A 9380-nucleotide genomic window follows, 5' to 3' on the forward strand; every position below is an offset into this window, starting at 1 on the left:
AGTTTCCGAGGACTGCCGACTGGATTCTCTCTCGCGCGTCATCCACGCTGTCCGAAGCGTACGACTCGGAGCTTGGCGCACTCCAGGTCCCCGTCCCGTAGTCGTACTCCGACCACCCTATCTCCGTCTCGCTATTCACCCATGTCACCCAGAGGTGACCGGAATCGGAGGCAATGAGAACGTCCAGGTCGCCAAGGTACGTGGTGGTTCCGAGGAGCGTGCGCAGAGGAATCGGCTGGGGGTCGTCGATCACCGCGCTTACCGCGATGTTCTTGCCGTTCGCGCCCTGAACTTCGTACGCGACCCACGGCAGGGTCCCATCGAAGACGATCCGCGGATGCTCGCTGCTCTCATCGCCGCTGCTTACCTGTCGTTCGTCTCCCCAAGTCGCGGTGGCGTCGGTACGCTTCCGCACCAGCACCTGCCCCGTCGATGCGTTCCGCCACCAGACAACCCAGGTATCGCTCGTCGAGTTCAAGGCGATGCGCGGGTCGACGTCATCGTAGGCGCTCTCCCCGACGACTACGGCATCCTGGCGCCCTGGGCTGTACGTGATGGTGCAGCGAACCTGGTACTGCGACCCCGTCCAGTAGGCGTCGGTCGTCACGATGCGCCCGGTCCGGACATCGAGCACGGCGGCCGGCGGATCGGAGGCGAAGAGGGTGAGTGGGACGAGGAGCGCGAAGGCGCTAAGAACTCCTACGAGTGCGGCGCGCACCGGTGATCTCATGAATGCCCCCCTTGTCGATCAGTTCGCGGACCTCGTCAGCCTCCGGCGATGATTCGTCGGTGAAGCGGACGAAGTACTTGGCGGCTTCAAACTCCACCCGCGCACGATCAAGATTGGGCATCCCAGTGAACGCCTTCCAAAGGTGGTAATGCGCGAGAAACTCGACATGCCGATCACCGATCGCGAGCGCCCTGCTGAGGGCCTGCTCCAGCGTCTTGACGCCCTCGGTCACCCTGCCCGTCCGAATCGAGAGGCGCCCGAGCTCGATTACGCCGAGTACCGCGATCTGCGGATGGCCGTGGTGCTCGCCGAATGCGATGGCCTCTTCGGTGCGCGCGTGGGCCTCCTCGAGGTCTCCCGTGGCTTCCCTGGTCCCGACCCGTGAGATGTGCGCCAGTCCTTCGCCGACGGTATCCCCGAGCACCGAGAAAAGCGCGATCGCTCGGTCGAGGGTCTCGTTCGCGTCTTCGATGCGACCCGAAGCCAAGAGCACCTTGGCTTTTTGGTGATACACCCAGGCCGCCTGCTGTGTGCTCGTCTCTCCCCGCTCCTCAAGCCAGCGCTCGGCGTGGCCCACCAACGCGCGCGCCATTTCGAGAGACCCAAGCCGCTGCCAGACGCTCGCGGCAAGCACGAAGACGTTCACCTGGATGGAGGGATCAGGAGGCTCGCAGAGCAGGTCGTCCACGATCTCCCGCGCGAGCCGGAACTTCCCGAGCGTCCGCGCCTGGATGGCGAAGACCAAGGTCGCCCGCTGGCGCAGTAGCTTCGAGGCATCGTCAAAGGGGACGTACTGCCTGACCGCGAAGAGGTAGGCGAGACCCTTGGCGTAGTCCCCCGCCCTCCAATGCTCCAGCCCCTCCTGGTAGAGGACCCCGAGGTCGCGCCCAAGCGGCTGCTCTGTCGCAAGGTCCTCTAGCTCCACGAGATCGGCCGCGAGCTGCGGGGGAATCCGGTAGAGGCGGAGGAGCTGGTGAAGTCGGCGGATACCCGGGTCGTGCTTCCCCTGCTCGATCCTGGCGAGCGTCGAAACCGGGATCGTGCTGCCGCGCTCTTTAAGGCGACCAGAGACTTCTCGGAGCGACAGGTGCATCTCCGTTCTCCGCTGCCGGAGGAGGCGACCCACGGAGATCGAGGTAGCTCGTGCGGCGATTGGCATTAACTGAAGAGTACCGAGACGGACAAGGCCGCGCAAGTGATATTATTTATATAGCGATGATTTGTAGTATATATAAAGACAGCAATGGCGAGTCGACAAGAGATAGGCGAATATAAGACGTAAAGCGATCGGACTTTGCGGTTCTACCCCGCGGACGCGCCCTGGAAGCCGGGGGAACCTCCGTGTGCATCGTGCCGTCCCTCGCCGCGACGGCGGTGCTTGCGGAAGGAGAAGGGATTCTCCAGACCCGGTTCATGGATTTCAGCCAGGGCGACGGCGCAGTGGTCATCTCGCCGCGGGGCGAGGTCATCCTTTTCGATGACGGCCTGCGGAGTTCTCACGTCGAGCTCGACCCCGATCTTCGTGCCCCTTAATGGCGGCTGGTTCGAGACCAAGACGCGATAGGAGGGAAAATGCACAAACAGGGTTGGCGAGCGGATTCCAAGAGCCAGAACGTGCAATGTGCTTTTGGGATTAGCCGTGAGCGCCATAGGGTTTGGAGCGACCGGAACTGAGGAACCCAAGCGCGAAGTGATGGTATGTAGCACGCAATCGGGGAAGCGGTATCTCCTGCCCGAGGATTCGTGTTATCAGCGGTATAGGAAGTTGGTTGCCCGTGATGGTGTGACCTTCTTTGTTTCTCCACAGGAGGCGGAGGCCGCTGGTTTTCAGAGGAGTGTGGTCGGACTGGTGTGTCTCAAGAAGTACGCCGATGTGTGTTCACCACTTTATGAATACGCGTTGGCCGCGCCGTGTCAGAAGGTGATCCTACCCGATCGAGATGAGGCGCGACGGAAGGGGTTCGTCCCGCTAGAGGAACTCGGTACGAATCTAGCTGATGTGAAAGTGGTCGGGGTCGTGCGGTCCAAAACATACCTGACACCTTGCGACGAGGGATATGACTGCCTGACTAGTAGAGAGGCGGAACGCACGCCGGAGTGCAGGGCAATAGCTACGAGCACGGGTAAGGTGCGTGTATTCGGTTCTGAGTGCAAAGCGAGGAAGGATGGGTACAGATCAGTTGCCGAGTCTTACCACAGCGAGCTCGATGAGAACTTCTGAAGCCCACCAACCAACAAGGGGCGTTGGATGGCGCGTCGAGCCGATCACGAGAGCAGGCGCAGACGCTTCGCTGCGCTCCCGAGATCAAGGATCCGCACACCTGCGAGGTATTGGCCCGGGACGATTGGACGTAGGTCATGGCGAGACCGCCTACTCGACTGGCGCCCCGCCCGGGCGGGACTATCCTCGTTGATCGGCGATCGGGAGGTCCGCAATGCATCACCTGGTGGTCGTGACGGGAGCGACGGGGCACGTGGGAGGGGAGATCGCGAGGAGGCTCCTCGCGCGGAAGGAACGCGTGCGGGCCGTGGGCCGGGACCCCGGCAGGCTGAAGCCGCTGGCGGATCTGGGCGCGGAGACCGCCGTCGGGTCGCTCGAGGACGCGGCCTTCCTCGGCCGGGCGCTCGAGGGGGCCGGCGCCGCGTTCGCGATGATTCCGCCGAGCCTGGGGGCGGCGGATGTCCGGGCGCAGCAGCGGCGGGTCGTGGCCGCTCTCGGCTCGGCGCTCGCGGCCTCGGGGGTCACCCACGTGGTCTCGCTGAGCAGCATCGGGGCGGACCTGCCCGCGGGGACGGGGCCGATCGCCGGTCTTCACGAACTCGAGCAGAGGCTGAACGCGTTGAAGAACAGCGCCGCCGTGCACCTCCGGGCGGGGTTCTTCATGGAGAACACGCTCTCGAGCATCGCGATCATCAAGAGCCAGGGAATCAACGGGAGCGCGCTCAGGGGCGATCTCCCGCTCCCGATGATCGCGACCCGGGACATCGGCGCGGCGGCGGAAGAGCTCCTGGCCCTTCCGTCCTTCGAAGGGAAAGCCTCCCGCGAGATTCAGGGGCCCCGGGAGTACACCATGGCCGAGGCCAGCGCGATCCTGGGACGCGCGGTGGGGAAGCCTGACCTGAAGTACGTGCAATTCCCGTACGATGCCACCCGGCAGGCCCTCGTGGGCATGGGGCTGTCGACCAGCATGGCGGATCTGTACGTGGAGATGGCCCGGGCCTTCAACGAGGAGCGGGCCAAGGCGAGGGAGCCGCGCTCCGAGCGCACCACGACGCCCACCACGCTGGAGCAGTTCTCGACGACCTTCGCGGCGGCCTACCGGGCCGCCTGAGGGTCCGGGCCGCGGGAACTTGGCCGGTCGCGGCAAGCGTCCGGGAACTCGCTCGAGTCCCCGCTCGTATCAGATAGAGCGAGCCGGGCGGACGTCCCTTGGCGTCCCACCCGCCCGCGACGTCTCCGGATGCCACGTAGGAGGGCCGTTACATGGTTCCCACGATTCCCCTGAGGCGCCGCAGGCGCTGGCCCTGGATCCTGCTGCTCTTGGTCGTGGTCGGCGCGGCGGGCGTCGGCGTCGGCACGCTTCGCGGGGGCGGGTCGGGCGGCGAGGGCAAGATCAAGTCGGACGATCTCGATCTCAGGCTCGGCAAGTCGGACGTGCGCGACATCCAGGTCACCGTCAACGAGGTGGGCACCATCGAGCCCGTGGTCAAGGTGGACGTGAAGTCCAACCTCTCCGGCAAGGTCATCGACCTCCTGGTACTCGAGGGGGACAAGGTCCGCGCGGGCCAGGTCCTCGCCCGGGTCGAGCCGGACGTGAATCAGGCGCAGACCCTCGCCGCCGTCCGTTCCGAGTTCAAGCTCGCCCAGATCCGCGCCGCCGACGCGAAACGGGACGTCGAGACCAACGAGCGCCTCTACCACGAGGGATACCTCTCCGACACCGACATGAAGAACTTCCGCCTGAAGCTCGACACCTCGACCGAGGATCTCGAGGCGGCGAAGACCCGCAACCGCATCGTCGAGGAGAGCGGCATCCCCCTGACCGGCCAGATCTCCACCACCGAGCGGGTGAACATCGTCTCCCCCATGGAAGGGTACGTGATCAAGAAGAACGTCGAGGTGGGCCAGACGGTCACCTCGGGGGTCTCCTCCTTCAACGAGGGGACGGTGATCTACACGGTCGCGGACCTCCAATCGATGCTGATCAAGGCGTCCATCAACGAGGTGGACATCGGCCGCGTCCGCCTGAACATGCCGGTCGTCGTCACCGTGGATGCCTTCCCGTACCGACGGTTCGACGGGACGGTGACCCACATCTCGCCCGCGGCGCGCCTCAAGGACAAGGTCAAGGTGTTCGACATCGAGGTGACCCTCAAGGCGCAGGTTCCCGACTTCCGCGCCGGGATGACCGCGAACATCGAGGTCCGCGGCGACAAGGCCCTCAAGGTGCTCGCCGTCCCCGCCGAGGCGGTGTTCAAGAAGAACGATCGCGAGATCGTCTACGTGCTCAAGAAGACGTTCGACGAGCCGAAGCCCGGCGAGCGGAACCCGCGGAAGACCAAAGCGGGGAAGTACGACATCTCCGACGCGTGGCAGCGCTTCTTCGAGGAGCGCGAGGTCAAGGTGGGCCTGGCGAGCCTGGAGCGGGCGCAGCTCCTGAAGGGGCTCGAGGCCGGTGTCGACGTCGCGCTCGAGGATCCGACGAAGCCGCGGCAGGTCGAGGAGGACTAGCCGTGGCCGGCGTCCCGTCCCACGGCGCGGCGAACGGCTCCATGATCCGCCTCGACGCGGTCCACAAGGTCTACGACGCCGGGGAAAACGCGGTCCACGCGCTCCGGGGGATCGATCTCGACATCCTGCCCGGCGAGTACATCGCCCTCATGGGCCCCTCCGGCTCGGGGAAATCCACGCTCATGCACATCCTCGGGTGCCTCGACGTGCCGACGCAGGGAGAGTACTTCCTCGACGGGACCCCGGTCTCCGGCATGTCCTCGCGCGCCCTCGCGAAGATACGGAACCGGAAGATCGGCTTCGTGTTCCAGTCGTTCAACCTGCTCCCGCGCGCGACGATCCTGAGGAACGTCGAGCTGCCGATGCTGTACGCCGGAGAGGGGCGGCGCGAGCGTCGGGAGAGGGCGAGGGCCGCGCTCGACCGGGTCGGCCTCGCGGACCGGGCGAAGGCGCTGCCGACGCAGCTGTCGGGCGGCCAGAAGCAGCGGGTCGCCATCGCGCGCGCCCTGGTCAACGATCCCCCGATCGTGCTGGCCGACGAGCCGACGGGGAACCTGGACTCGAAGACGGGGCAGGAGATCCTCGCGATCTTCGACGGGCTCCAGCGCGAGGGCCACACGGTGCTCCTCGTGACCCACGACTCGGCCATCGCCGCCCACTCGCACCGGGTGGTGCGGATGGTGGACGGGTTGATCGAGGACGGCGAGGCCGTCGACCCGGGGACCTCGCCGTGACGATCCACGAGTCGATCGTGGACGGCCTGGTCGACGTCCGGACGCACAAGTTGCGGACGCTCCTGCAGACGCTCGGGGTGATCCTGGGTGTCGCCTCGCTGGTGGCGGTGCAGGGGCTCGCGGACTCCGGGCGGCGCCAGGCGACGCGCTTCTTCTCGGAGTTCGGCGGCCTGACCAAGCTCTTCGTCTCGAACCACCCCTCGAAGGAAACGAGGGTCACCGCCCGCCAGCTCGCGAGCGACGGTCTGACGTGGGACGACGTGAAGGCGATCAAGCGGGAGGTCTCCTGGGCCAAGCTGGTGGATCCGATCGTGCAGCAGGACCTGGTGGTGCGTTACGGCACGTTCCAGCGGAGCAGCGAGATCTCCGGCGCCACCCCGGACTACCCGGCGGTGTACAAGTTCTACCCGGCGCGAGGCCGGTTCCTGACCGAGGACGACATGGCCTCGCAGTCGCGGGTCACCGTTCTCGGCGACACCGCGGCCCGCACGTACTTCGGCAACGAGGACCCACTGGGGAAGACGCTCTACTTCGACAACGTGGGGTTCACCGTCGTGGGGGTGATGCGGCGGAAGGAGTTCTACTTCGGCGAGGAGTCCCACAACGCGCTGGAGTGGATGAACCGGATGACCTTCGTGCCGCTCACCACCGTCTACTCGCGCTTCTCGGGGGACGACAAGAAGCGGGTCAACTACGTCAACGTCGTGGTGGACAAGGTCGCCAACAACACGAAGGCGTCGGAGGCGATCAAGACGGTGCTGTACCGCCGCCACGGCGGGGTCCAGGACTTCGAGGTCTACAACCGGAGCGAGCGGCTGAAGCAGCAGCAGGAGCAGTCGCGCATGTTCGACGTCATCTTCCTCGTGACCGGGATCGTCTCCCTGATCGTGGGCGGCATCGTGATCATGAACATCATGCTGGCCTCGTTCCAGGAGCGGGTCCGGGAGGTCGGCGTCCGCAAGGCGATCGGCGCCAAGGGGACCGACATCGCGGTGCAGTTCCTGGTGGAATCGATCCTGGTGACGTCGATCGGCGGCGCCGCGGGACTCCTGCTCGGCGTCGGCTTCGCGCGGGCGATCACCGCGCTCCTGGGCCAGCCGGCGGTGATCACCGCGCAGATGGGCGTGATCGGTGTCGCCGCGTCCGTGCTCACCGGGCTGTTCTTCGGCCTGTACCCCGCGGTCAAGGCCGCGCGCTTGAACCCCGTGGACGCGCTGAGGTACGAATGAACCTCGGGGAGGCTTTCCGCACCGCCCTGGGGGAGATCCGCGCCCACAAGCTGCGATCGACGCTCACCCTCCTGGGGATCATCCTGGGCACGCTCTCGATCGTCGTGATGACCTCGTTCCTCGACGGGATCGTCGTGGCGGTCTGGAGGGGCTTTGCGGACCTCGGCTACGACGGCGTCGTGTACGTCGTGAACCGCGAGGCGCGCGATCTCAGGGAAGGGGCGCTCTTCACCCGATCGGAGGGGCTCCAGCCCAGGGACGTCCCGATCCTCCTGGCTCGGCGCGAACTCGTCACCTCCGCGGCGCCGACGGTCTTCGACGAGGAGATCGTCCGCCGCGGCTCGGTGGAGCGGAAGGCCCGGATTCAAGGGGTGACGGCGGAGTACGCTCGGGTCCGGGACCGCTCGCTGGCCGCGGGGCGGTTCGTCTCGGACTCCGACGAGCGATCGTTTGCCCGTGTCTGCGTGATCGGGCACCGGATGCGGAGCCGGCTGTTCGGCTCCGAGGATCCGCTGGGGAAGCCGGTGTACGTCGCCGGGCGGCCGTTCACGGTCATCGGCGTCGGGAGGAAGCTCGGCAACAACTTCGTCAACGACGACGAGTTCATCGAGGAGATGGAGGGGATGTACGTCCCCCTGAGCACTCTCCGGAAGTTCTACACGGGAGAGGACTCGCCGGTGAGCTTCATCGCGGTCAAGACCGACCGGCCGGAGAAGCTCGGGGCCCTCGAGTCCGAGGTGGTCGCCTCGCTCAAGATCGCGCACCGCGGCGTTCAGGACTTCAGGGTCCAGAACATCGCCCAGGAGATCGTTCGCGCTCGGGCCCGGGTCACCGACCTCATCCGGAACTGGAAGATCGTCACGGGGACGATCGCCGGCATCTCGCTGCTGGTCGGCGGGATCGGCCTCATGTCGGTCATGCTGATCTCGATCGGCGAGCGTCTTTACGAGATCGGCCTGAGGAAGGCGATCGGGGCGAGCGACGCGGAGGTCTTCGCGCAGTTCCTCCTCGAAGCGGTGATCCTTTCCCTCGCGGGCGGCGTGCTCGGGGCCGCCGCGGGGGTCGCGATCACGAAGTCCGCGGCGGGGTTCTTCCCGGCCGGCCTCCCGATCCACCTCGGCGGACTGGCCACCGCGCTCGCCATCGCGGTTCTTCTGGGAGTCCTCTACGGCATCTATCCCGCGCTCAAGGCTTCGCGTATGATGCCGGTGGACGCCCTGCGCTCGGCGGGGTAGCGGCCGCTGACGGGGCGCTCGCGGAGCCTGTTCCAGCAGGCCTTTCCTTCGGTCCTGGGATCGCCGCCACGTTTTGGTGGCTCCCGGTCGTACCGTGTCCTCCTTACCCGAACCGGTAGTTCGTAGGTGCCGTAGCACCGACCCGGCAACGTGGCGCGGGGGTTTCTTGGCGGTACGTTTCTTGCGTTGATCGGCGGCGGGCACGTCTCGCACCGTTGGGGATGCCATGCGCGACCCAGTGAAGCTGCCGACGACCGACGATCCGCTCGAAGCGTGGTGCGTCTTCTGCGCAGAGCGTGGGCTCGAACCCGGGGAAGCCTACTGCGCCGAGTGCCGGCCCGCGTACTCGAAGTTCCGGGAGCGGCTCAGCCAGCGGCCCGCACTCCGGATCGCGCGAGCCCTCTTTGGAAACGCCCCGGTCCCGGTCTCCAACCTGTCCCCGTCGGCCCCGCGAACCCGCCTGAAATAGAGCCACCCTCCTTCCCGCCGGGACTCCCGCGGGCGCGACGCTGCTCGTGCCTCCCAAGGACATCGAGGGCGTCGGCCGGTTCGCCGTCGTGACCGATCCCCAGGGCGCGGCGTTCTCGATCCTCAAGCTCGTGTGAGCCGTCGGGCCGCGATCTTGACCTCGGTCAAGCCTCGACCGGGATGGGGGAGGTATCTTCCCCGCCCGGCCGACCGGGGCGAGGAGAAACATGCCGCGCGACGTGGTGACCATCG

General features: G+C 66.4%; 9 protein-coding genes. 7 read left to right on the top strand and 2 right to left on the bottom strand.

All coding sequences use genetic code 11. The annotated features are described in order from the left end of the window. Positions 1-730: hypothetical protein (locus LAO51_18545; protein ID MBZ5640742.1), on the bottom strand; the 730-nt coding region annotated here is incomplete at its 3' end. Next, complete coding sequence (locus LAO51_18550) at positions 690-1925, bottom strand: helix-turn-helix domain-containing protein (GenBank protein MBZ5640743.1); 1236 nt, start codon at positions 1923-1925, stop codon at positions 690-692. The genes LAO51_18550 and LAO51_18545, both read right to left, overlap by 41 nt. A 444-nt stretch (positions 1926-2369) precedes the next feature. On the opposite strand from LAO51_18550, the gene LAO51_18555 reads away from it, so the two are divergent. The 7 genes from LAO51_18555 (at position 2370) to LAO51_18585 (ending at position 9129) form a co-directional block, all read left to right on the top strand. Then, complete coding sequence (locus tag LAO51_18555) at positions 2370-2951, top strand: hypothetical protein (GenBank protein MBZ5640744.1); 582 nt, start codon at positions 2370-2372, stop codon at positions 2949-2951. A 214-nt stretch (positions 2952-3165) separates the two neighbouring features. After that, positions 3166-4062, top strand: a complete 897-nt coding sequence (locus tag LAO51_18560) for an NmrA family NAD(P)-binding protein (protein ID MBZ5640745.1) — start codon at positions 3166-3168, stop codon at positions 4060-4062. Positions 4063-4214: 152 nt separating this feature from the next. Continuing rightward, positions 4215-5462, top strand: a complete 1248-nt coding sequence (locus LAO51_18565) for an efflux RND transporter periplasmic adaptor subunit (GenBank protein MBZ5640746.1) — start codon at positions 4215-4217, stop codon at positions 5460-5462. 41 nt (positions 5463-5503) lie between these two features. After that, entirely contained in the window at positions 5504-6196 is a 693-nt protein-coding gene (locus LAO51_18570; protein MBZ5640747.1) for an ABC transporter ATP-binding protein, read from the top strand. Further along, complete coding sequence (locus tag LAO51_18575; protein MBZ5640748.1) at positions 6193-7425, top strand: ABC transporter permease; 1233 nt, start codon at positions 6193-6195, stop codon at positions 7423-7425. Before LAO51_18570 ends, LAO51_18575 begins: the two co-directional genes overlap by 4 nt. Further along, positions 7422-8660: an ABC transporter permease gene (locus LAO51_18580; protein MBZ5640749.1), complete on the top strand. Its 1239-nt coding sequence runs from the start codon at positions 7422-7424 to the stop codon at positions 8658-8660. Before LAO51_18575 ends, LAO51_18580 begins: the two co-directional genes overlap by 4 nt. Before the next feature lie 226 nt (positions 8661-8886). Further along, positions 8887-9129, top strand: a complete 243-nt coding sequence (locus LAO51_18585) for a hypothetical protein (protein MBZ5640750.1) — start codon at positions 8887-8889, stop codon at positions 9127-9129. The last annotated feature ends 251 nt before the right edge of the window (positions 9130-9380 follow it).

It is taken from the genome of Terriglobia bacterium, from assembly GCA_020073205.1.
In the GTDB taxonomy this organism is placed as follows: domain Bacteria; phylum Acidobacteriota; class Polarisedimenticolia; order Polarisedimenticolales; family JAIQFR01; genus JAIQFR01.